At 60.1% G+C, this 21,805-nt stretch carries 26 protein-coding genes and 1 pseudogene; 1 reads left to right on the top strand and 26 read right to left on the bottom strand.

Annotated elements, in window-relative coordinates:
* Positions 1 to 4: 4 nt before the first annotated feature.
* The 9 genes from IVB13_RS08230 to IVB13_RS08190 form a co-directional block, all read right to left on the bottom strand.
* On the bottom strand, positions 5 to 253 hold the full coding sequence (locus IVB13_RS08230) for a hypothetical protein (protein WP_247488283.1): 249 nt from the start codon (positions 251 to 253) through the stop codon (positions 5 to 7).
* Positions 254 to 261: 8 nt separating this feature from the next.
* On the bottom strand, positions 262 to 573 hold the full coding sequence (locus tag IVB13_RS08225; RefSeq protein ID WP_247458616.1) for a hypothetical protein: 312 nt from the start codon (positions 571 to 573) through the stop codon (positions 262 to 264).
* A gap of 117 nt (positions 574 to 690) precedes the next feature.
* Complete coding sequence (locus IVB13_RS08220; RefSeq protein ID WP_247458614.1) at positions 691 to 855, bottom strand: hypothetical protein; 165 nt, start codon at positions 853 to 855, stop codon at positions 691 to 693.
* On the bottom strand, positions 852 to 1,376 hold the full coding sequence (locus IVB13_RS08215; RefSeq protein WP_247458611.1) for a hypothetical protein: 525 nt from the start codon (positions 1,374 to 1,376) through the stop codon (positions 852 to 854). The genes IVB13_RS08220 and IVB13_RS08215 overlap by 4 nt, the downstream gene beginning before the upstream one ends.
* Entirely contained in the window at positions 1,373 to 1,615 is a 243-nt protein-coding gene (locus tag IVB13_RS08210) for a hypothetical protein (protein WP_247298409.1), read from the bottom strand. The genes IVB13_RS08215 and IVB13_RS08210 overlap by 4 nt, the downstream gene beginning before the upstream one ends.
* Positions 1,612 to 2,556 carry a peptidoglycan-binding protein gene (locus tag IVB13_RS08205; protein WP_247488280.1) on the bottom strand — a complete coding sequence of 315 codons (945 nt, stop codon included), beginning with the start codon at positions 2,554 to 2,556 and terminating at the stop codon, positions 1,612 to 1,614. The genes IVB13_RS08210 and IVB13_RS08205 overlap by 4 nt, the downstream gene beginning before the upstream one ends.
* A 41-nt stretch (positions 2,557 to 2,597) precedes the next feature.
* Positions 2,598 to 3,272, bottom strand: coding sequence for a hypothetical protein (locus IVB13_RS08200; RefSeq protein WP_247458713.1), 675 nt, complete (start codon positions 3,270 to 3,272; stop codon positions 2,598 to 2,600).
* Entirely contained in the window at positions 3,263 to 4,567 is a 1,305-nt protein-coding gene (locus IVB13_RS08195) for a hypothetical protein (RefSeq protein ID WP_247488277.1), read from the bottom strand. Before IVB13_RS08195 ends, IVB13_RS08200 begins: the two co-directional genes overlap by 10 nt.
* The gene (locus tag IVB13_RS08190; RefSeq protein WP_247488276.1) at positions 4,564 to 4,902 is read right to left on the bottom strand and encodes a hypothetical protein; all 339 of its coding nucleotides are present in this window, start codon (positions 4,900 to 4,902) and stop codon (positions 4,564 to 4,566) included. Before IVB13_RS08190 ends, IVB13_RS08195 begins: the two co-directional genes overlap by 4 nt.
* Positions 4,903 to 4,962: 60 nt before the next feature.
* On the opposite strand from IVB13_RS08190, the gene IVB13_RS08185 reads away from it, so the two are divergent.
* A complete protein-coding gene (locus IVB13_RS08185; RefSeq protein WP_247488273.1) occupies positions 4,963 to 5,613 on the top strand; it encodes an SGNH/GDSL hydrolase family protein in 651 nt (216 codons plus the stop codon).
* 3 nt (positions 5,614 to 5,616) lie between these two features.
* Here IVB13_RS08185 and IVB13_RS08180 read toward each other — a convergent pair whose 3' ends face one another.
* From IVB13_RS08180 to IVB13_RS08095, 17 genes and pseudogenes are all read right to left on the bottom strand, one after another.
* Positions 5,617 to 6,609 carry a hypothetical protein gene (locus IVB13_RS08180; RefSeq protein WP_247488271.1) on the bottom strand — a complete coding sequence of 331 codons (993 nt, stop codon included), beginning with the start codon at positions 6,607 to 6,609 and terminating at the stop codon, positions 5,617 to 5,619.
* Positions 6,606 to 7,100: an HNH endonuclease gene (locus IVB13_RS08175; protein WP_247488269.1), complete on the bottom strand. Its 495-nt coding sequence runs from the start codon at positions 7,098 to 7,100 to the stop codon at positions 6,606 to 6,608. Before IVB13_RS08175 ends, IVB13_RS08180 begins: the two co-directional genes overlap by 4 nt.
* 64 nt (positions 7,101 to 7,164) lie before the next feature.
* Entirely contained in the window at positions 7,165 to 9,807 is a 2,643-nt protein-coding gene (locus IVB13_RS08170) for a hypothetical protein (protein WP_247488267.1), read from the bottom strand.
* On the bottom strand, positions 9,807 to 10,898 hold the full coding sequence (locus IVB13_RS08165; protein WP_247488265.1) for a hypothetical protein: 1,092 nt from the start codon (positions 10,896 to 10,898) through the stop codon (positions 9,807 to 9,809). The genes IVB13_RS08170 and IVB13_RS08165 overlap by 1 nt, the downstream gene beginning before the upstream one ends.
* Before the next feature lie 3 nt (positions 10,899 to 10,901).
* Positions 10,902 to 11,594 (bottom strand): hypothetical protein, encoded by a 693-nt coding sequence (locus tag IVB13_RS08160; protein WP_247488264.1) that lies wholly within the window; start codon positions 11,592 to 11,594, stop codon positions 10,902 to 10,904.
* Positions 11,594 to 11,797, bottom strand: coding sequence for a hypothetical protein (locus IVB13_RS08155; protein WP_247458700.1), 204 nt, complete (start codon positions 11,795 to 11,797; stop codon positions 11,594 to 11,596). Before IVB13_RS08155 ends, IVB13_RS08160 begins: the two co-directional genes overlap by 1 nt.
* Positions 11,797 to 13,014: a packaged DNA stabilization protein gene (locus IVB13_RS08150; RefSeq protein ID WP_247488262.1), complete on the bottom strand. Its 1,218-nt coding sequence runs from the start codon at positions 13,012 to 13,014 to the stop codon at positions 11,797 to 11,799. Before IVB13_RS08150 ends, IVB13_RS08155 begins: the two co-directional genes overlap by 1 nt.
* A gap of 197 nt (positions 13,015 to 13,211) precedes the next feature.
* On the bottom strand, positions 13,212 to 13,622 hold the full coding sequence (locus tag IVB13_RS08145) for a hypothetical protein (RefSeq protein ID WP_247488259.1): 411 nt from the start codon (positions 13,620 to 13,622) through the stop codon (positions 13,212 to 13,214).
* On the bottom strand, positions 13,603 to 13,773 hold the full coding sequence (locus IVB13_RS08140) for a hypothetical protein (protein ID WP_247298377.1): 171 nt from the start codon (positions 13,771 to 13,773) through the stop codon (positions 13,603 to 13,605). The genes IVB13_RS08145 and IVB13_RS08140 overlap by 20 nt, the downstream gene beginning before the upstream one ends.
* Positions 13,774 to 13,833: 60 nt before the next feature.
* Complete coding sequence (locus tag IVB13_RS08135) at positions 13,834 to 14,394, bottom strand: hypothetical protein (protein ID WP_247488257.1); 561 nt, start codon at positions 14,392 to 14,394, stop codon at positions 13,834 to 13,836.
* Between the two features lie 40 nt (positions 14,395 to 14,434).
* The gene (locus IVB13_RS08130) at positions 14,435 to 15,667 is read right to left on the bottom strand and encodes a P22 phage major capsid protein family protein (protein WP_247488255.1); all 1,233 of its coding nucleotides are present in this window, start codon (positions 15,665 to 15,667) and stop codon (positions 14,435 to 14,437) included.
* Between the two features lie 42 nt (positions 15,668 to 15,709).
* Positions 15,710 to 16,582: a hypothetical protein gene (locus IVB13_RS08125; protein ID WP_247488253.1), complete on the bottom strand. Its 873-nt coding sequence runs from the start codon at positions 16,580 to 16,582 to the stop codon at positions 15,710 to 15,712.
* Between the two features lie 97 nt (positions 16,583 to 16,679).
* Positions 16,680 to 16,907, bottom strand: coding sequence for a hypothetical protein (locus IVB13_RS08120; RefSeq protein ID WP_247458690.1), 228 nt, complete (start codon positions 16,905 to 16,907; stop codon positions 16,680 to 16,682).
* 173 nt (positions 16,908 to 17,080) lie between these two features.
* Positions 17,081 to 17,305, bottom strand: a complete 225-nt coding sequence (locus IVB13_RS08115; RefSeq protein ID WP_247458688.1) for a hypothetical protein — start codon at positions 17,303 to 17,305, stop codon at positions 17,081 to 17,083.
* Positions 17,306 to 17,614: 309 nt separating this feature from the next.
* Complete coding sequence (locus IVB13_RS08110) at positions 17,615 to 19,855, bottom strand: portal protein (RefSeq protein WP_247488250.1); 2,241 nt, start codon at positions 19,853 to 19,855, stop codon at positions 17,615 to 17,617.
* Positions 19,855 to 21,224, bottom strand: a pseudogene (locus IVB13_RS40365) (terminase family protein). The gene IVB13_RS08110 and the pseudogene IVB13_RS40365 overlap by 1 nt, the downstream one beginning before the upstream one ends.
* Positions 21,184 to 21,576: a DUF5681 domain-containing protein gene (locus IVB13_RS08095; protein WP_247488248.1), complete on the bottom strand. Its 393-nt coding sequence runs from the start codon at positions 21,574 to 21,576 to the stop codon at positions 21,184 to 21,186. The pseudogene IVB13_RS40365 and the gene IVB13_RS08095 overlap by 41 nt, the downstream one beginning before the upstream one ends.
* Positions 21,577 to 21,805: the final 229 nt, after the last annotated feature.

Below are 21,805 nucleotides of genomic sequence, written 5' to 3'. Positions count from 1 at the left end.
GAAGTTAGACCTTACAGGTCCGGCGGATTTGCCAGATTTGACGCAGTGACAAGCCGTGCTCGACGGCGAAGGCGATAGCGGCGACCTTGCCCTTTTCAGAGATCAGGCGGCGGACGTCTTCACAGGTATATGCGGGCGGGGCCTGCGCATCTGCCGGCCAGGCGGGCCGGGTCATCAGTACGATAAGGGCGACGAACAGGACGAAAATCGCCGCCACTGTGAGGATAAGGAACCCAATGGCGCGACGCTTCATGTAAGGCATCAGCGCTTGTATTCGCCATCGACATTGGCACGACGCTCCTGGATGAAACCGCTGCCGTGCCGCAGCTCATCATACCACTTCATCAGAAGCTCGATCTTGGTTTCCTGAACCGCGATCTTCTGGAGCGTTTCACTGAACGTTTTGAACTCGGTTTTAATCTCTCCGAATTCTCTGGCGAGCGCTTGTAGTGTCATGCTGTCGCCGGCTTCTTTGCCGCCTCTGTTGTAGAGGAAGGCGGCAGCCACCATGACCGCGCCGCCCATCGTCAGGATATCTCCGAGCTTTACGGTCCATTCAAAGGTCAGTCCCATTCCCATTAAACTCCTAGTAATCCGCCGATTGCTAGGATCGCGCCCAGCCTGTGCTATGGTTACCGCCACAGCGCGGGTTAGGGCCGTCAGGGTGCTTCCAACACCTTGGCGGCCTGCTTACTTCTTCGAGGCCGCCGCGATGGCGTCAGCCTTCGCATGCAGCTCGCGGGAAAGCGTGTTGGCGTCGATCACGAGGCCTTGGATACGCTCGCGGCCGAACCAGATCAGAGCGCCGCCAGCCATGAAACTGCCGATGTTGCCGAGGATCACGAGGAAGGTCATGTGTTCGTTCCTTTGACTATGGTGGTCGTTGGTTTTGTTACGGCCAGAGTTGCCGCCATGCGATCTTGTCCGCGGAGCATCATGCGGTCGCCGAACCAGAAGCCGATGATGGCGCCGAACATCGCTTGGGTTTCGTCGGGCCAAAGCACCTTGACGAGTTGCCCGAGGTCATAGCCGCTGTTCACCGCATAGATGAACATGAAGACCTCTAGAAGAATCCAGATATGGAAGAAAACCAGCGTGACATAGGGCCTGACAAATACGGCCAGTCCGTCAACAAACTTGTTGCCGCTAAGGCCAGCGCCAAAACTGTAAATATGGTCTGCCTGTCGAATATCAGCCTGAGCGTTAGCGAGATCGACCTGTAGAGCCACGCCTTCCTTTTGAGCCTCCATCTGGAGCTGAGCCATTGCGAGTTGCTGGGCATTCTGCGCCTTCAACGTGAATAGCTGCACGATGGCCGGGACCATGCCGGCGAGCGCGCCGAGGATGGCGGGGAGCGCCGCCAGGACTGCGATCATGACTTGTTCGCCAGCGTTTGGATTGCGTTGTCTTTCTGCGCAGAGCCGGACGACGAACCGATCCAATATCCGACGACTGCGGTAAAATTGGTCGCCAGCGCACCCAACAGGATGGATAGGATTTCAGGAACGGCAGCGCCGTCGAGCTTGCGCGTCATGTAGAGAACGGTCACGCCGATAAAGCCAAAAACCACGATGGTTGAGACCAGAACGCGGCCCCAATCGTTCAAAGTGTTCATCGGTTTGCCTTCGGTTTGAAAAGATCGAGCACCCTGCCCCAGAATGTCGGGGCAAGGTCGTGATGCGCCTGGCTACCGGGAGGCGGCAGAACGATGTCAGGCGGTACAGGGAGCGTCGCCACGGGCTTGCCGGCGGCGAGAGCATCATCCAGAGCCTTGAACGTCTCCGGGCCCGTCAGGCCATCCACGCCTATCCCTGCGGCCAACTGGAAGGCACGCACGGCATTCCGTGTCGCGGGCCCCACGATCCCGTCGAGCTCGAGCTTGGGGCTCGCTCCGAGCCGGTTGAGACTGTTCTGAAGCCAGATGCCGTCACGGACGGGCTTGTCGGATGGCTGGATCGGCCGGGGCTGTACCTGCGGCGCTGGGCCGTCGAACTTGATCGAGGGGTCAAGCTCCATCATGGTTAGGATCAGACCGGCGACTCCGAGCTGAGCATCAACCTTATTCGGGTCGAAAACGCCATCGGCAACGAATTTGCCCTTTTTGTATTGATCGGTCCCGCTCCAGACGTAGGCCGATGGCAGGCCCCGATTGGCGTAGCCCGTGCCGTTGAACCTCTCTAGGTTCGTGAGCATCCCGCCGATGCTCCAATCCTTCAGGCGGGCAGCGTAAGGCGAGCATTTCACCAGGGCATCGACCGCGGCGTCTTCGAACGACTTGAAGGGGCCTCTCTCCTTCGGAACGTGAGTGGACTCCCGGTTCCACGGATCGCCCTGCGCCAGGCTCTTGCTAAAGTCTTGAGACGACTCGCGATAATGGCTAACGGCGATGAACACCCACGCGATGTCAGGCATGCCGGCCTGCCGAGCAATGGCGAGATACCGGCCCTTGTTGGCAACCGCCACCTTTGCGGGGCGCGTGAATTCGGCTTCACGGGTCAGCTTGGCTCGAGACCAGCGATCGGCGTTCGCCCGCGTAAGAGCGTTGAGGTCTACCATGTAGTTTCCCATGAAAAAGCCGCCAGAAAGGCGGCTAGTTGCTACCATCCACCAGGAAGCACCTGATAGAGAATAGTCCCCGTTCCAGCCAATGACGTGTCAGTGGCATTCCCAGAGACGCTTGCGGACCTGACCTGGATGCCCGTGAAGATGGATGTCTTGAACGGCATCAGGAGTTCGCTCGTGAACCTCTGCTGGTGATCGTCGCTGATTTCATCCATGGTATTCATCGAACCACCCGATAGAATGGTCCACGACACTTCATTGTTCGCAACGCCGCGCAAGATGCCCGACGTGAACGACGGAAAACTGGCAGAGACTACCGTTCCGCGTGCTGAGCCTACCGTGATCGAGGCCGTCAGCGACGATATCTGAATCGATGTCAACTGGTTCAGCCGAGCGTAATAGGCTTCTTCCGGATCAGTGGCCGGAGCCGTAGCAGCAGCATAATCGCAGTAGTAGATGAACCCAGACTGTCCGCTCGTGCTGGTGATAACCGTGCCAGCCGGCAATTCGATACATTCACGACAATCAAGCTTGCGGTGGAAATAAGGTCCGTTTCCATTGACATAGACGAACCACATATTCGTGGCGTACCACGTCGTCCCCGCAGGCACGATAAGCGACATGCTGGTCCCGCTGGAATAGGTGTACGCATTCGGGTCGAGCAGGCGATACATCCGGGACCAGTATTGCCGCTTGCTGCTCAGTGCCATGATAGGGACATCCCGTGGATATAAGCGAGTTTGTTGTTGAATACTTTAATTCGAGCTTGGATGGATGTTCCTGCCGTACAGGACTGGTCTCCGGTTTCGGCAACTGATCTCCCATCTTGGCCGGTGCCAGTAAGAGATAGTGCCGCGGCACTCCAATTCGTGCCGCCATTGCAACTAACCTCCACGGTAAGGTCAGTATTCAGTGTGATCGCATTGACTTGCTCATAGGCGATGAGCACGCGTACATTCGATGAAGACGCGTCCGCCGTTTGAGCCGTTGTTACAACCGTAATGTTTTGTGTCGTTCCAGTCGCAGTCAGAATCTCGACCTTCGACACGACGCGAGCTGTCGTTGCTGCGGTCGAATACCCGGTGACGGTGGTTGCGCCAACGTTCGCGCTGTCTGCCGACTTGAAATAGAGTGTGAAATCGGCGCCAGTTGCCGAATTGTTCCGCGCGCTCGACGTGCCCGTGATGTCCATCGAGGTGATAAGCGTTTTGGTATGGTCATAGGTAAAGGTAACAGCGTCGCTGACGACTGCGGGGCCACCGCCGTACAGTGTCACGCCATTGTTGCCGCCATTAAAAGTCAAACGTACCTGATTGCCGTCAAAGTTCGGGGCTGTGCCAGCGTGCCCAACATAGACATTCGATAAGGTCGTGTTGCCGGCTGATGGCGGGGTGAAAGTCACCCTGATCTTGTTCCCGGTTATGTTCGCCAAGGAAGTGCTTGCGATCGCTTGACGTTGCGTAATGCCGCCTTGGCTGATGGCGTCGTTAGCCAGAGTTCCGGTCGCGGCAGTCGAATAGGTATCGGCAGAGATCGTTGGCGCAATCTTTCGCGCGACAACATCGATAGCGCCGTTTGTTACCGTTGCTCCGTCTGTTGTGGCGTACCCATCCGCAAGCGCGGAAAGATGACGGCGATACCCGCCATAGTCTTTTGCCTGATAGATGCGCGTCAGAAGGATGTTGCGGCGATCGATGTCCGGTAGACTGCCAGAGCTGCCAGGAGGGGTGCTATAGTTTCCCGTCCCGTCAAGATAAAGCGCAGCATCGTTAGGAAGTTGGGGCGATAGTCCCTTCTCTGCAGTCGTCGCCAACGGTAACGCTGCAACCACCTGGTCGCCAACATCAGCCATAAGCGAATAATCTACGTCAAACGTGTAGGTGCCATTCGCTTTGGTGACGGTAAGAAAGCTACCAGTAGCTATATTCGCCGGAAAGCGAACGTCCATCTTCCCTTTGATGGTCGGCTTGGGAAGAACCTTGATCCTGAGGACGGGAGCATTCATAGGCGCGCTACTCCCGAGACGATCGACAGAGAGCCAGTAAAGAGCGAGATCGTATCGCCGTTGAGCGAGTAGACGCCGCCGATCTGATAAGAGCCGGGGCACAGGCAGGACATTGTCGATGCCGGGACGTCGAGCTCAAAAATCCCCGTACTCTGGATCGTGATCAGGCCGTTACTCGTTGACGCCTGGATGCGCCGGCACCCTTCAAAATCCTTAACGTCGATCTCAATACTCGCACCCGTGAAATCGATCAGGTCGCCTGTGTCGGCGTCGTTGAACTGGAATTGGGTCTTCCAGTCTGCATTATTGGCCGCTGCGGAACTTAGGGTTATCATTGATCAGGTTCGCCTTGAGGTGGTTGACTCGGCTGGGGGGGTGAGTGGTATGGCTCGGGTATGAACCGAGCCATCGCTATTACCTGCCTCATTATCGCCGTTGGCGGCTTCGGCTGGACTTACGAGCGGGTGAACAAGATCAGTAGTCGACTAAACCTTCTTACAGAAATGGTGAGCGTTCAGAACGAGCGGGTGCAGATCAGGTTATTCATGATCCGTAGCCAGCTTGCGCAAGCAAAGAACCCGATTGTCTTCGTTGGCGACAGCATTACGGAAGCCGCGCTGCTGCCGTCTTCGCTGTGCGGTATGCCCATTGTTAACGCCGGGATTGGTCGCGAGACTGCCGCGTCGTATGCTTACACAGCCAAACGACTCTTTACCCGCATTCCACTCGCTGTCGTTGCGATCGGTACAAACGATGCTCTCGCTTCCAATCAATCCTTCCGAGAAAGCTACGAACAGTTGTTAGATGATCTACCAGCGAAGAAGCTGGTCTTAGTCGGGCTCCCGCCGCTCGAAAGCAACTCGGGAGAGGTAGAGAGCTACAACCAAATCATCGAGCAAATCGCGAAGGAACGCGGCTTTTTGTTCGTTGCTCCGGCGTTCTCAGAGAGTCCGCTATCAACCGATGGAGTTCATCTTTCGGCTGGTGGATACGCCCAATGGCTCCCGCCAATCACTGAAGCCGTATTGAAATCATGCCTTAGGTAATGGTCAGAGCTTCAGGTAGATTGTTGCAAGCATCATTGGGGATGTGATGGCATGCGCGCCGCCGCCGCCTGCCGCATCAAGCGTAATGCCAGTAAAACTACTGTTCGTCGTAGCGACGTTGCTTGCAGTGCTCGACCCAGCAGATGCGAACGCTTGAGCGCCAACGTTTGCGATCAGCTGCAAAGTATGAGTATGCCCCGGATCATGGAGCGTGTGATTATGCGACGGCATTTCTGCTACGGTGAGCGTATGGCTCTGGCTACCGCATGCCGCTCCTAAAGTCGTCGGCGTGCATCCAGCATATGTAGATGTGAGTACTGATGTTGCGCTGTTGCCCATATCCCCAAGGCCAGCGAGCGCGCGACCGCGCCAGTCGGGTAGAGCTATTCTCTTGTTGGCAGCCCAATCGGCCGCAGCGGAAGCCCCTCGCCCGCCGCTTACGGAAAGGTTGGCATCAGCGGCCCAGAGATAGACGAACAGCGCCTGCACATCGGAATTGGCCCGCTCAGTGGCGCCGGAGGTTGCAGAACCGATGGTCCTTCCGTTCGCCCGAACAAAGCCGGAGAGAATACCAGTTCCGTAAGCAACCTTGACGTCGCCGGTTGCCAGGATCGTCGTCGGATCGACCGTGCCGCCACCACCGCCGCCACCAGATGGCCCGACGACCTGGATATTGTCGGCCACAACCTGAGTGACGCCGTTCCTGTCGGTCAGACGAACCTTGATCGTCCCGTCCGCAAGGAACATTTGCGGCAGCCGGCCGGCCGCGTCGCAGGTTTGGGGGTTTGGCAGCGCAATCGTCAGTGCGCTATCCTGATAGGCGCTTTGCGGCGTGCTGGTCGTGCCTGCCTGAATGGTGAAAAACTGGCAGCCGGCGAGTGGCTTTCCGAGGCTATCGAACTGCTGCGACAGACTGAACGGAATGGTCCCAGCGGCAAAACTGGAAGCAATTGACGCCCAAAGAACGAAAGCGAATGCAGCAAAGCGCAACATCATGCGGCCCTCGCAAATTCACCAAAGAGACGTTTGGCCGCATCACAGTAAGCTGCATGGGCCAGTTCAGGAGTTTCAAAAACCCCGAGCGTGATGCGCTGACCGCCGCACCTGATCTGCGAGCACCATTTACTGCGCTTCGGGTGTACGCCCTTGAAGCCGCTCGTGTTGTTTGACGGGCGCTTCTTGTTCGCCAAATTCTCAGACGCCGTTGCCCGTCGTAGGTTGGAGATTGTGTTGTTCTGAGTGTCGCGATTCCTGTGGTCGATGTCGTGATCCGGCCAAACGCCATGCACGTACAACCAAACGAACTGATGAACGTAAGCGCGCACTCCCCCGATATTGGCCTGGAGATAGCCATTTGCGTCGGGAAACCCGACTATATCGCCGACGTGCACCCTGTTGGACGTTCGGACTTTCCGAGTTATAATCCCGGTTTCCCGGTCATAGTCGACCAGCCGCAAAAGCTCGGCATGTGAGATCATCTTGATCATCGAACCCTCAAAGAAAAACCCGCCGTGGAAGGCGGGTCTGTTGCTGTGGTGCGTTGTGATGTTGCTACTGGCCTGGTGGCCGTGGAACGTTTGGCTTGTCGTCTTGGGCGTGGCCTACGCCTACCGCCTGCAAGGCGGGTCCTACCGGAGCTTCCTCGCCGCCGATCCGAGCCAAGCCTCGGTCGGCCGAGCGCAGACCATTGAAGAGAGTTTGATTGCGGGCGATGGTCCTTACCCCCTGCAAGATTATGCGCGGGTCTTGGGATACGAGCATTTCAGCGACACGCCGCGACAGTCGTTCGTTGATGGCGTTTCGCCCGCGAGCGGCACCGTAGACGAGAGCGGCGTTGACTACGGCGCCGGGGTCGCTGAATGGATTGATACCGCCCCCGGTCAGTCCGTAAGCGCCTCCGGCCAACCCAAGTTCGGCCAACTGCCGCGCCGTGGTTGAATTGCCCTGCACGGCATTGCGAGCAAGATCCATGATGCCTTCGACGCGCAGGCCGGCCTCGAGCTCGGCCGCGCGCTGCGGTCCCAGCGCGACGTTGAGCTTTTCCCGGGCCGCCGGCGAGCTCGCGATCTGGTTCAGAATATTGCGGCGGTCCCCGACCTGGTTGAGCGTTTCGACAAACCGAGAAACAAACCCGTCCTGGAATAGCTGCCGCTCCTGAGGCGTCATCTGGGCAAGGGCCCGGCGCGCCTCGTTAGCGGTCATATTCTTTCCGACGAAGTTCTGGCCGGCCTCAAGGGCGTTTTCAGCATCAAAGAAACGAGCCGCGCCGGCGCGGGCGGCCTGATATGACGGGACGTGCCTATCGAGTTCGTCGCGAAGCATCCGAGCCAGTTGGGCCGCCGAACTGGAGGTGTCCCCGCTTCGCTGCGCCATGTTGGCAGCAGCATCGAGCTCGCGCTTGGTCGCATCCCAGAAAGCTAGGTTGGGATAGGTCGGGGCACCATTCCGGCCAGGCGTGAACCGGACCACACCATTTTCAACCGTCACGCCCTGCCGCATTGCGCCAAGTCCCTGCGTGATAGCCCTGTCCTTGCCACTGGTCGACGCTTTGCGCATCGCTTCCACGACAGCCGGGCTGCCCATGAGGCGGTCGAGCTCGGGGGACATGATCGGACGGTCGCCGTGTTCCATGGCCCGGCGATAGTTCGCATTGTTGACCGTGCGCTGCACCTGCCCCAACGCATCTTGCTGGGCCGCAGCGTCCGGATAGTGGAATGTCTGCCGCAGCCAGTTGGTTACGCGGTTGCCTTGGCCCTCGTAACGGTCATTAATCGCCCGGTTAAGGACCGCCCGGCCCTCGGGGGACGTATTGGCGGCCGATCGGGTCAGGGCCCGGGTAGTTTCCCCGCCGATGTCCATGATCGTCGCCGGACCGCCGCTCTGGACGCTCGCCGCAAATTCGTTGGGGGTAAGCCGGCCGGTTGCCTGGGGATCGATGGCCCGGTCACGCTCGAGCGCCGTAACGACCCGGCGCGCCGCCTCATCGTCAACGTTGCGGATACCGCGGACTGCGTTTGCGACCGGCTGAGCAACCGCCCGGGCCCCGCGCACAACGCCCTCGATAACTGCCGGAGCAGCCCCGCCCAGCGCGCCGCCGACGCCGGCGCCCACTGCCGCGCGGGAAGCGCTGTCAACGAACCCTTGGCCCTCGCCAGCCCCGGCAGCGCCGCCCAAGGCCGCACCCGTTCCGGCACCGATCGCCATGCGGGTGCCGAGGTTGGCCGCACCGGCGCCCGCTCCTATTGGCAGGACAACGGCACCGCCGATATTGCCGACCGTAGACGCAATGGGGTGCTGTTCCTCGGCCGACTTGTTAAGCTCCCGCTCGCGCTTGACCGTCTCGTCATAGCGCTTCTTGGCTTCGGCATCGCCGGACCAGTATTTCAGGGCACCGTGGATTAGTTTTCCGAGGCTGGCCGGATCGTCCGGATTGGCTCCGGAGGCTTCCACTAGACCCCGGATTTCATCGCCAAAGTTGGCTGTAAAGCCCTGTGCAGCACCTCGAGCAGCGGCATCAAGGGCGCCGCGGTCTGGCTTCTTGGCCTCATCAGCGGTCGCACGAGAAGGCGCGTCAGAGGCTGGTGAAACGTAGAGGCGGTCAGTAGGCCTCGTGGGCTTTGCCGCCGGCGTCTCGTCAAACTGGTCGAAGAAGTTCTTGGCCTCGGGCTTGGCTTGGCTGACATTGGGCTTATCCGTCGCCGCGAAAGCCATGGCTCCGGGCTGATCAGGCGCGAACTGATCAACTGCGGCCCGCGCGTCCTGCGGGCCTAGCGCCTTGTTGAAGCGTCGGCTGTATTCGTCGACCGTCGTTCCAAAGGCGTCCTTGGCGTTGGGGTTTTTCATGCCCTTTTCGCCGGCGAACCAAGCTCGAGCGGCACCATCCGGACCGTATTTATCGACGTATTTTCCGAATTTTCCTTCAAAGATTGCGTCTTGAAGCTTCGGATCGTTGATGAACTCCTGCGGCGATACTTCACGGCCGAGGACTTCCTTTGACCACGGCCCGACGTTCGCGCTCATGACCTGATATTTTCCGAGCGCGCGGCCCATGCTGCCGGTGTGCGGCCCGATCTCGCGATAGTTGCCGCCACTCTCGACCGTCGAGATAGCGTCAGCATAGCGCGATGACGGACGCGGCGCGCTCGGAGCAGCCGCGCTGTCTGCGCTATCGAACTGGTCGAAGAAATTCGGCACTATTCTTCACCACCGCCGAGAGCGGCCTTTGCAGCCCCGGCGCCATATTTCGCATCGAACTGAGCAGCCAAGCGCGGATCCTTCTTCAGCGCCGCGACAGCGATGGCCGGCGCAGCAATAGCTTTGGCCTGGCCGGTCGCCTTCGGTTCGTGCGGAACGAGAGATCCATCCTGGGTGAACGCGAATTTCGGTCGATAGGACTGGCCGCCTTCACGGCCCATCGCCTCGACAGCAGCGCGCCGGTTGGCAGCTTTCTGCTTGATGACGTCCGGCGTATCGCCCGGGACAGGGAAATACTGCTTGTCGGCATTGGAGAATTCAGAGGCAGCGATCGCCGCGCCGGACTCGCGCCGGAGCTGAGCGTTGATGAAATCGGCCTTGGCCTGGTCGTACTTCTGCCGAGCCTCGGGCACGAAATAGTTCGCGACCCTGCCGACGAGCGGCAGTTCCTTGGCGTTGCTTGCCTGAGTATCGACCCAGCTTTTCCCTTCATCCTGCACGCCTGGGGCGCCATTGACCCCGCGAAGGATACCCTCTGACTGCAACATGCGATCGGTGAAGCCCGCGGCCTTGCCCTGATCCGCATTAAATTTGCCGGGGCTGAACGGATTGTTAGGAGTTGCGGTCGGCGCTCCCGTGTTGATCGGGCCTTCTGCTCCATCCGTGTTGACGCGGACCAGCGTTTTGTTGCCGCTCGCGTCCTCGATCTCTTTGATCGTGTACTTATCCTTGTTGAAGGTGCGGTCCGCATTGCTCTGTGCGCGCTGCGCCTCGGTCTGGCGAAAGCCGAAATCTCGGGTATCTCGTGCCGTAGCCTGCGCCTTGTCGGCCGCAGTCTGCGCCAGCGTCAGGAATTTCAGAGCGCCATCCTGATCGCCGACCGAGCCCAACTTCTGCGCGACCGTAAGCGCCTGCTTGCCGTAGTCGGGAGAGGACGGATCCAGCGCCGTAAAATCTTGAAACGCGCCCTTTCTGGCCTCGTTAATCTGCTGCTTCTGCCGCAGGGCTGCATTCGCCTGCAACGTATCGCCAAGCCCCGACAATTGGCTGTAGAAGTCAACGGCCGGAGGCCCCTGAAAGCCGTTTGCCATCGATTATGCCTTGGCCGGAGTAGGAGCAAATCCGCCAATACCAGAGGCCTTCAGGGCGAGACCGCCCAAGCCCGTGAGAGCTCCCCAGAAGTTCGATGATGCGCTGTAAGGCGCGAGCGCGGCATCTGCATTGGCATTCCCCGTTCCTGTCGCCGCATTGTAGTTGAAACCGGCGCGCTGCCCCGCGACGCCAAGATCAGCGCCAGCCTCCGTAGCCCGAACGCCTGCGCCGCCCGCTGTCGCGGTTGTGGCGCCGGCGAGATTTGGAGCGAGCGAAGACAGAAAGCTTCCATACTTTTGCGAGTCATAGTCCGAGGCAAACTTGATTGTGTCGGCGCTGGTGATCCCACCCCCGAGATCGCCGCGCGCGGCCGCCCGCCGCTCGAGATCGTTGATGCCCATGTCACGACCGGCGCTATATCCTGGCAGAGAACGATAGATACCGGCGGCCCGGGTCGCCGCATCGGCGCCGTTGACGCCCGTTGCATCGTTATAGAGGTCTTGACCCTTGCCAAACTTCGCGCCAAGCGTGCTGAAATCGCCATAGGCCTGATCGTACAGCGGCGTAGCCTGTGCGATCCCGGCATCGAGCGAGGCATTCGCGTCGGTCTTCGCGTTGGCGAACCCTGCCGCCTTCGCCTTGGCTGCTTCTTCAGCAGGTTTGCTGCTGAACAAATCGGTAAAAATATTGCCCATCAGTTGGCTCCCGGCGCAAAATTCTTGTTCGCAGATGAGTAAATGAGCACCTGGCCGTTGGCCGGCGCTGTCGTGGATACGTCCGCGAGATCGAGGAGGCCGAGCTTTTCCAGCCCCTTGATGACGTCGTACCAGTCGGCGACAAAGCGCCCCGTGGCTGGGTCGATCGCGGCAACGTCAATCGGTGGAATGCGGATCCTCATCAGACTGCCCTCGGGTCGTCGGACATGGTTGCGAACATGAAGCCTGCATAGACACCACTCGACACATCAAGCCGCCAGCGCCGACCCTGCCATGACGTGCGGCCGGTACAGGCAACAAGCGAAATCAGTTGCCGCGGTTCGGATTGCCGGCCGAGTTTCCGAAGGATCGGATTGGACCAGGTTTGGCCGTCGTCCGACCATGAGATTTCAACGTCGGGATCCGTCTGATCTGGATCGTGGCCGGAGGCGATGCCTACTCCAGTGGTAAAGTAGAAGTCGGCTCTCCCGACGACTGAGCCGCCGGGAAAATCCATCACGGGACCGCTTTCGATGCGGAGCCGAAGCGGGCTTCCAACTTCATCGTTTGCCGCGGTCTGGATGGCCTGAAAATTGCCCGTTTGCGTATCCCCGGCCAGCCATTGGCTGAATGCATTGATTGCACCGGAGATACGCGAGCGAGTGAGCCCGTAGCTGTCGCGCTGAAACCATTGCGACGTCGAGATGTCGAGGATCCAAGTCCAAGCTGGGCAGGACAACTGCCAGAAGGCGTGCCCGCGAGAGATATAGGCGGTCGCCTCGAGCGTCGTCTTGTCCGAAACTGACTCGATCAGGCCCTCGAGATCAGGCGATGAGACCTTCGTCGGCGTGTAGCCGTCGAGCTTGTAGACAACGTTATCGTCACCGACAAAGATAGGCCCGCGGCTGAACCCGTCCTCATATCCAGAGACGCAGTAAGGCCCGGCCAAACCGCGAGGAATGACCGTTGAGCGCGCGAATGGGAATGGCGTCGTTCCTGCGTCGGTCCACACCTCAGTAGATTGGTTGCCGAAGAACAGGAGCCGGCCGCCCCAGGACACCACCCGCTGCAACCCGTCCGGCTTTGCCTCGGCCTTACCGAATGAGAGGGCGTTGACTGACGTCGAATTCAAATCGGTCGCAAAGGCCCGGCCGTCTCCGGTCGTGAACACCAGATACCCGTCGAGGAAGTCAACCGAGTTGACCGATGGCAGATCGGCGTCAGGGTAGGAGTTCGTTACCGTGGTCGGCGTGAAGGTCGCGATATTGCCATCAGGATCGACAAAGACCTTATCGGGCGTCGTGTTGTTGTTCGCAGCAAAGAAACCGCGCTTGGTGCCGTTCAGGTTGCCGACGTTGACCGAAGCCCCGCCGGCGCTGGTCCACTTCTCGAGTTTGCCGCTGTAGCCGACATAAAGCACGCTGTTGACGACGATGGCGCCGCGGTAGCCAGTGCGATCCGACGTCCCGAAATTCAGCAGCCCGGGCCCACGCCGAATGACGGTCTTGTTCGGTGCCTGGTCGCCGAGCTCTTCGACGTAGCCGTTGACGATCCGGCCACCCGACTCCTGCGACTTGGCGCCGGGAGCGGTCTGGACCGGAAACGGGATAGGCCGCTTCACCAGAAGCCGCCCCGATAGATTCCGCGGCGCGGCGTGGTCAAGGCGGGATCGATCCGAAGGGTGCGCAGCGTGCGCGCCGGCGCCGCCAGCGTGCGCAAGGTATCCTCTGCCAGCATGGCGAGGGCCTGCATCTTCTGGTCGGCCTGAAGGTTGAAGCCAGCGCAGGCCTTGTTCGCGATCCAGTCGGCCAGCGGCAGAAACGCCTCGTCCTCGACCGCGCCGTCCACGGGCCCGACACTTCCCACGTCCTGCACATAGTAGATATCGAGACGGGCAAGCAGAGCAGCGGCCGGATCAATGAACCCGTCCATCTTCAGCACGAGGTCAGCGTCGATTGACTGGCCGGAGGCAATGACGCCCAGGTTCGTCAGGCACTGATTGATCAGCTCAGCCCGCGTTTTGGACATCGGCCGCCTCTTCCGCTGCCTTCAAAGCCACGCCCATCCGTCCGCGCACTTCCGCCCGGGTCAGGAAGTTGGCCTTGATCGTGTCGTCGGACCAGCCGCGCGCCTTGAGATAGGCGTCCGTAGCTGCGTCGATCTGTTTCTCGGTCGGCATGTCACCTCACACGAAAAAGGCCGCTCGAAAGCGGCCTCGTTTCTCGGGTATGCGGGAGCGTTACGCTGGCTGCCGGTTCTCTTCGCGCGCGCGGCGCTGTTCGTCGGCGCGCCGGGCAGCCTCATCAGCCTCGCGGTCGGCCTCGGGCACCTCAGGAAGGTCCGTCTGTGCCGTCAGGATACCGCCGCGGTCGCGCAGCGCCTGTTCACGCCGGATCTGCTCGCGTTCGGCTTCCGTGTTCTCGTTCTCCGGGAATTGCTGATCCCGATGATCGTTCGAGGACAGCGGCATGCCCATCCGGACACCCTCGCGGGGCTTGTCGAACACGGACGACGGGGCATCATAGCCGGTCGTGCGGGTCTTGTTGACCTTGGCGACGTCGGTATTTGCCACCAGCGCGTCAGAAACCTTGGCCGGATCCTCACGGAGGATCGTGCAGAGGTCAGAAAGCTTCACATGGTTGCCGTTGCAGCCCTCGATACGGTCCGCGATGGCGCGCATCAGGGAGTCCACACCCTCCGAAACGCTCTCACTCGACTCGACTTCGTTGATCAGGTCGTCATGCAATTTCGACATGGGACATTCTCCTGTTGATGCTGCCCCAAAGGGAAACAGCGGCACGAATGCCGCTGCTCAACGCTTGAAGGCTTACGCCGTTCCGTTAGGTGCCGGCGACGCGAACCGCGAGGCGCGGATCGATCGTCTTCGTGCCGTACAGCACGTCGAGACGCCAGGTGCTCTTGTCGTTGGTGCCGTCATAGAACGGAATGACACGAACCGAGATGCCGTTCTTGCTCTGACGGGACACGTCGACTGCGCCCGGCGGCTTCGCCATCGGCACTGTGACCAGCGCGAAAGCGTTGCGATCGAAGAACAGGTTGTTCGTGTAGTTCGTATTCGCCGTGCCGACGAAGGTCAGCGCGGCATTGTCGGCCGGAGCTGCCGAAACCGTCTGGAACGCGCCCGAGGTGATGATCTGCGGGGCGATCGTCATGGTCAGGTTGCCCGAACCGTCCGAGGAGCCAGCCGCCTTGACGACGAACTGCTTCAGGATCGGCAGAGTTGCCTTGGTGATCGGGTTGACGTCGAACACGTTGGCGATGGTGAAGACGTCGCCCGCGACCACACGAGCCGCCGCCGCCGCCGTCCAGCCGTCCGTGATGAGCGTCTGGGTGTTGGCGCCGGTGGTGTCGTAGGTGGTGTTCTGGGAGGCGCCGTTGATCAGCGGCGTGCCGCCGAACGGGCCGGTGGTGAAGGTCGGCGCGTTCTGCGACATGTAGGTGTCGATGCCGCCGATCTTGCCGATCTCGCCTTCCCGATACGATTTGTTGTTGATCGCCTGGGAGAACAGAGCGGTCTGCGAGCCGGCCAAGGCCCAGAAGTCGGCAGGAGCCAGAATGGCCGTGCGGCCGCCCTGGGGCACCGAACGCTGGTCCATGTTCTGCGCACCCTTGGCGAAGCCCGCAAAGGACTGCACCAGCGTGCCGGGCGTGCCGACATACTGCGGAATGTCCTTGTAGAGGGACATCACCGAGACGTCGATCTGGTTTGCGATCTGGATCATCGCCGGCCGGATGACGCGCTCGGAGAGCTCGCCGATGTTCAGGGTCAGTTGCTGGGAGGTGAACGCGAAGTCGACGCCGGCGATCTGGTTGACGACGATCGAGGTCTTGGCCTCGGTGACGTCCTGCGCGGAGGCAGTGATCGTGGAACGGACCGTGAAGTCGGTCGGCTTGCGGATGGTGATGGTGTCGCCAACCGTATAGCCGTTGATCTTCTTGTCGAACTCGCCTTCGTAGCCGCGGAACACCGCGTTCGCCATGACGAGTTCGTTTTCGAGGATGCCAACCGCCGCTTTCGCGATGATGCTGGCCGAGAGAGTGGTATTTGCCATTGAAGCCTGTTCCTTGTCGGAATGGCTCCCGCAGGCCCGCCTTTAACGGGCCCTGTCGCCGTATGTCTTCTTGAAAAACGCCTGCAAGTCAGCCTCCTGGCTGCTTGGAGAGGCGCCGCCTTTCGAGCGGGACAACGGAGGGGGAGCGGAGGTTTGCTTTTTCGCTTCCGGCAGCTTCAGCGTGGCCTCCAGCCGTCCCATTGCGCGGGCCAGCTCGCGAGAATTCATCGCGTTAAGTGCGTCGAGCTCGTTCGGATTCTTCGCGAGGTGGTAGGAGATGAGATCGGACTTCTCGGACGACATGATCTCGTCGATCACGTCCGTTCGGACCTGAACCCCATCCATTGCTTTCATGACCTGATCGAAGTCAGCGATTACCTCGCGTGCTGCTTCGACTCGCTCGAGGTGCGCGTCACGGCGCGCCTGAGCGACTTCGGCCTGTTTCGCCTCGTGCTGGGACTGCTCACGGGTCTTGAATTCGCCCTGGATGGCGTCCCGCGCCGCTTTGCCAGCCTCATGGGCCGTCAGTGCGCGTTGCCAGGCGAACCAGTCGCCGTTGTAGTCTTCCTCACGCGGCGCTTTCTCCGCATCGCTGGCGTCTGCCGCCGGCGTCTTGCGGGTTGCCTCTTCCAGCCTGCGTTGCAGGTCGGAATTCTCCTGGAGCAGACGCTGTTCGCGGATTTTGGCCCGCTGCGCGCCGCTCAATTTCTTCTTTTCGGTTTCAGCCGTTTCCTCAGCAGCTTTCGCCGCCGCGGCTTTGGCCTCTTCCGATTGGCCTTCTTCGCCTTCCGCAGCCTCTTCCGTGACCTCCTCAGGAGCATCAAGGTCGATAATGCCGTCATTGACCGGCGTTGCGGGGTTTTCAGTCGTGGTCGTGCCGTCCGGCGTTGCCGCCAGCGTGTCGGTATCGCTCATCGTTTGCTCATGAAAAAAGCCGCCCCAAGGGACGGCCGGTAACCAGCGTCGAGCGCCGGAATTTCTGAGCGTTCACCCCACTGGCGGCGGGGAAATCTCAAATGCGAGGAATTAAGATGCGCTTCCCATGTTCGTTGTATTTGGGTGGCACCATTCTTTTCCCGACCTTCTGCCAACCCGCTTCTTCAAGGGTGCGCAATCTCTTGCATTCGGCAGATTCTATAGCGTCAATTCTCTGCTCATTTACACCCTGCCTTCTATCTGGGTGCCAGTCTCCACGCGCCATTGCCATCTGATCCAAGGCCATGGCAAGCCATTTGAACACGACGATATCTGGGTCGTCATAACTCCTGAAGGCGTTCTCTAGCGAATCTCTGCAAACAAAGCAGACGTCAAGTTTGCCTCTGACTCTGACCAATGGGCTTTGACAGCCACAAACTCGGCAAATACCCCGGACCAACTGGGGTCTCCCCCAGCGGTCCTTGGTCCACTTGAAAGTCACGCGACTAGAGCAAGCGGCTTCAATGACACGAGCGCTTTCGGCTCAACTCTTTCCATCTCCTGAGCGTCCATTTCGAGCCGCACAGTAGCGATGGCCGCATTCGCCAATCTAGCGATAGCGTGCGCACGATCCTGCTTGGTTTCGCCAGCGCGCAAACTGTCGATCTCATCCAGCAGAATATTGCGTAGGCCAGCGGTAGTCCGATCCATCTTCGTGGTCATAGTTTTCGTCCTCATGGCGTCCGGCCCGCCAAGCCCGGAACGCGTCAGGGGTTCGCTTTCACGAACACCGGAGCCATGAAGCTCGGTGATCGCGCTCTTCCTCATTGGCGGCGAGGAATTTCTTAGATCAGCCGAAATGCCAGCCGATCCGAGTATCTGTTTTCTTGAGGCAAACGATGTCATCTCGCATGAACACACCGTCAGAGACGGACGGCATCGCGCGTTGACAAACGTGCATCGGAACTTGCTCCCAGCCTTCAGGAACATCTGCTGCGACAACCGCAAGAATGAGAGCACTCACGAATAGCATTATTGCGCCGTCTCCGGTTCAGGCTGGGCCATCTGCTCCATCGTCAAATCGTGCTTCTCGCCGGCGCGGCGGGCGTCAATGCCGAGCAGCGTCATATCTGCGCCGTGGCGATCCATCGCGTGCGCGTGGTCGCGGGAATGGTTGACGTGGCCGCGAGCCATGTCCTGGTCGTGCCGCTCGACGTCGCGCAGATTGTCCATGTGGGTCTGAGCCCAATTGGCCTTGGCGGTCGCAGCCTCGTATTGCGCCTTCTCAGCGTCGGCCTTGGCCTTCACGGCGTCGGCTTGTGCCTTTTCTGCCTTGGCCTGCGCCTCTGCGACCTTGGCCTGTGCTTCCGCCATCTGCATGGCCTGGGCCTGCTGCGCCTGCTGCTGAGCGGCCTGCTGCGCCTGAGCCTCCTGCTGCTGCTCTGGCGATGGGCCCTTTCCTGCGGCCTGCTCGCGCTTCTGGCGGTCAGCCTGAAGCTTGGCCCTGATCGGAGGCGGCAGAAGCTCCTCGAGCCGTTCGCCGATCTCCTCCGCCTGCGGCCAGTCCATGTTGCGGGCGTAAATGTCGCCCATGACAGGTGCGGCCGGCGGGAAAGCACGGATAAACTCGGTCATGGCAGCCTGGGCAAACTCGCGCTTGGTCGCGAACGAAGGCCCCTGCTCCATCACGACGTCATAGCTGCCCGACGTCATATCGTGCAAAATCTTCGAAACCCCGTCCACCATCTGCGGCTTGTTGATCTCCACAATGTCGGGCTTGCCGTCGTCGCCGAGGATCTGGACCGTGCGCTGGGTGTCGTAAATCTTGGGAAAGAGCTCGTTGATGATTTCGCCGGTGCGCTCGATCGCAAGCGCGAAATTGTCGTGGTAGACGTAGGTTCCGGTATCGCCCTGCGCGTCACGGCGAGCGATGGCGATGCCGCTGGTCTCGTTGGACTTCGCGCCCAGGCTGGCATCATAAATGCCGATGACGGCCTTCATGTCGTCGGAGTTGCGAATCTTGGCCTCCGAGATGGCATTCGAGCCGACCGGCGGCTGAATGCGCTGCGGCGGTCCCGGCGCGGCAGGATCAACCGTATACTCGAGGAAGGGATGCGCCTCGGTGTTGGCCGTCTCCCAAAGGTCGTAATGCTGTTCGAACTGCTTCCTTGTCCCGAGCCATGGCGCCTTGGGCTGAAGCGCGATCACCTCAGTTTCGGCCGAGGCGTAGTAGTTTTCCATTCGCTGCGGGTCGCGGGCATAGCGGACGACGCCATGCCGGTAGACCTCGCGGCCGATCCGGACTTCCTCACCGATCACAGGAACGATTGGGATATGCATCCCGGGCCAGTCCGACTCTTCCAGGACTTCGGCCATCGTGATCATGTAGCGGCAGATTTTGTAGCTATCGCGCTCCTCGATGCGCGCCTGCTTCTGCTGAGCCAGCCATTGCAGGCCGGCCTTGGCCTGCTCCGGAGGAACGTCCTTGAGCTGATCGGTCAGATCCTCAACCGAGCCATCCGGCAACAGCGCCAGCGTGCGCTTGATCGGCTTTTTCTTCCAATACTCGACGACGCGGATATAATCGTCGTTCGCCCAGCTTGAAAACCAGCTCGTGCCGCCCAGCCCGTAGAGCGAGGTATCGAAGCCCTCAGCCTTCGCGTTGGGCCATTTCTTCTTGAACTTCGCCCGGGTCATGTCGGTCGGGACGAAGACATGATCGGCGTCAGATTTCGTTGGCAGGAACGAGTCTGCATCCCAGAGGACTGACACACCGTCCTCAATGCCGATCACCCGGATTTCCTGGTTGAACGTGCCGGCGTGCGCATATTCTGTCGTCACGGCCCAATGGCCGATGCCGCAAGTCACTTGGCTATCGGCGCCGGTGGTGTAAACGTGCTTCGCCTTGCTCCGGTTCTCGACGTAGCGGATCATGCCGCCGCGGACTTCCGCCGTCTTGATGTCTGCCCCGCTATCGACCGGGACAACCTTGATCGCCGGCCGAGACTGCCGCATGTCGCCGGTGACCTGGCGCACAAACTGAGGCAGTTTGTTGATGACGAGACACGGACGGCCAACCCGGGCTTCCAGCGCCAGCGAATCCCACTGATCTTCTTTCCGACCGCGGCGGAACCTCAGATCCTGGTACGCTTCATCGATGTTGCCCTGCTCGCGCGCATAGTCGCGATCGTACTCGAGCAACGCCTCTTCGTGGACCTCTTCCCAATCGGACTTGGACTCGTCCTTGTCCTGGTCGTCGTCATAATCAGACATCAGGCGCCCTGCCATGAACCGCCGCCGCGGGCCGCGCGCTTACGCTCGGTCGGGGCTGTCTCGGCAAAGCGCTTCATCATGAAGGCATACCGAGTTGCGGACAGTAGATCGTCGCGCTCTTTCACGATCTTTCCGTCCTTGCGATGGTAAAGCCTGAATTCATCGAACCATTCTTTCAGATGCGCGAAGACCTTGAACCGGCCTGTCTTCATCATGTCGAGCATTTCGATCACGCCGGCCTCAACGCCGTTGCCGCCGTCTTCAAACGTGGCGCGCTCAGGAAGCGTATTCAGGCCCTGCTCTGCGTATTGCTGCGCCAGCGCCTCGCCCGATCCCTTGTCGTGCTGCAAGCCATCGTGCGGCCATGCGCAAGGTATCCACTCGCCCCAGGGCTTGATTGAAGCCACGTGAATGACCGGCGTTGTCTGGCGCTCCCGATAGCAAGCCGTCACATACCAAACGTCAGCGTCACGATCCCACGCGCACGAGACGGCAGCGAAAGGATGGTCATAGCCAAAGTCGAGGCCATTGATCCGAGCCCAATCTTTCGGGATCGTAATGGCCTCGATCATTACTTTCTCATCAGCGATCGGGAATATCCGACCGCTACCCATGATTGGGATGCCCTTGGTCCGGGCGTCACGTTCATGCTCAGGGTAGCTCGCGATGATCGCCGCGCGCTGCTCCTGGCTGTAGTGTCCCGCATCATCGATCGTCATGCGGGTGATGGAGCGGGTCATTCCAGCCCGCATTCCTGGATGAACATATGAACCACGTCCGACATGCCGAGCAGCGGCGTAAAGGTCAGGTAGACCATGCCGCCGGTAGCGTTGGTTCGCGTCAGCCCTTCCATGTAGATATCCATGGGCGGCTCCTCATCGAACCAGACAACATCGAGCGTTTCGCCCTGCCACTTCTCGCGGCCTTGGTCATAAGACTTGAAGCCGAGCGTCGAATTATCGCCCGACTTATGCCTAACCAAAACGCTATCAACAGCGTCCGCCACACCCATTCGCTGCGAAACGTCAACGATGGCGTCCCCCGGAATGAAGCCGGTCCCGCGCGCGGCCCGATCCTTTGGCTCACCGACGAGAAGGCGTTGCACACCATCGCGGGTGACTTCGCCTGTCTTGGATCCTGCCCAGGATCGAATAGGATGGTCAAAGACACGGCCTTCCCACCAAGAGGGATAATTGCCTGTCAGGTGGTAGGATAGCTCAGCGGCCCCGCTGTACGTCTTGCCGAGCTGGTTTCCTGCCATCAGAAGACGCTCGCGATGCGTCAGGCCGGCAGCGTGGAAGTCCTCCTGCTTTGGATAGGGCTGATACCTAGTTAAGCGTGTCCGATCGAACCGACGTTTCCGCTCCACCAGCAGAGCCGCCAGTTCCCGCTTCGCTTCCGTTGAGCTCGAGGCTGATGGCGGCGGCAAGCTGCCGGATACGCTGGTCAAGCTGCTCATCGGTCAAATCTGATTCCGTTGTGACCTTCAGTTCCTTCGGCAAGAGCGAGGCGACAACCTTGAGATATTCGTGGGGCCGATCGCGGCGGACTTCCTTGATCGCGGCAACTCCGCCTTCCTGGAAATCGTCATGCAGTGCCTGGATAAAATCCTCGCCAAGCTTGTTCCGCGAGCCCTTCGGACGTCCGGAAGGATTGCCAGACTGGCCCGGCTTGAACAGATGCGCGGGACGCTGTTCCTCGTCTGTAGGATCAGAAGACATCTCAACTCACACGCTTTCGGAACAGCCCGTCGATGATCGCGCAGATGGCGCCCAATAGGCCGAGGCCGATCACAGATCGCTCACGAACACGACCTTGCCGCCCTTGATGACGAGGCGGCCGGTCTTGGCGATGATCTGGCGAACGATATCCTTGTGGGATGCGTCGCTCATGCGGTCAGGCTTGCTCATGATCTCACCTTGCGAATTGAACGGGGCAGCGCGCCTGTTT

It is taken from the genome of Bradyrhizobium sp. 17, assembly GCF_023073515.1.
GTDB classification, from domain to species: Bacteria; Pseudomonadota; Alphaproteobacteria; order Rhizobiales; family Xanthobacteraceae; genus Bradyrhizobium; species Bradyrhizobium canariense_D.
This window is presented reverse-complemented; position numbering and strand designations above follow the sequence as displayed.